The sequence below is a fragment of the Tistrella bauzanensis genome, assembly GCF_014636235.1.
Classification (GTDB): Bacteria; Pseudomonadota; Alphaproteobacteria; order Tistrellales; family Tistrellaceae; genus Tistrella; species Tistrella bauzanensis.
This window is the reverse complement of record NZ_BMDZ01000218.1, coordinates 1-586: the sequence shown is the minus strand read 5'-3', so window position 1 is coordinate 586 and position 586 is coordinate 1. Positions and strand designations below refer to the sequence as shown.

Genomic DNA, 586 nt, shown 5'->3' with positions numbered 1-586 from the left:
CGCGCGAGACCCCCGCCAAGCTCCCAAGCCGTCAGCAGACGGCGTCAAACCATGGGTAGCGGGCATTCGGCAACAGCCTCCATTGGGTGCAAAGATCGCCAGACATTGCTTCTTGCTGAAATCGAAAGTCTTCGGTTGTAGATAGGCTCTGAATCCTGTCAGGCTCAACGATTGAAGAAAGTATGGATCAGCCATTGACCATCTCCACTTTCGGAGGGTTGGCTCGCTTGACAGCCAGATTCATAATGGCGCCCTTCGCTTGCGCGACGGCGTTTGGCGCTGGAGCAGCTTTCAGAATATGTGTCGTCAATATGTCGGCGAGGTCGGTATCGAGACCTTCCTGTTTCTTAAGAAGCTTTCCCAAGGCATCAAGGAACGCATCAGGCGATTCTAATGGCTTCGCTTCACCATTCATGGGCGATTACCCTTTGTGATTGGGATGAAGGCTTTCCGGCGACCGAGCCTGATGTCGACCTACCGCCTCTGTGGTGACGCCTCTCAACGCCCTAGCAGCCTGTCGGAGTTGACCCCAAGGGTCTGGTTCGATCCGGTTTAGGGGCGTGCGGTGCTTTGATTGTGCGGTGAT

1 protein-coding gene is annotated in these 586 nt (G+C 55.1%); it reads right to left on the bottom strand.

All coding sequences use genetic code 11. The features are described 5' to 3' along the window. Positions 1–187 precede the first annotated feature (187 nt). Positions 188–415 carry a hypothetical protein gene (locus IEW15_RS25660; protein WP_188583393.1) on the bottom strand — a complete coding sequence of 76 codons (228 nt, stop codon included), beginning with the start codon at positions 413–415 and terminating at the stop codon, positions 188–190. Positions 416–586: the final 171 nt, after the last annotated feature.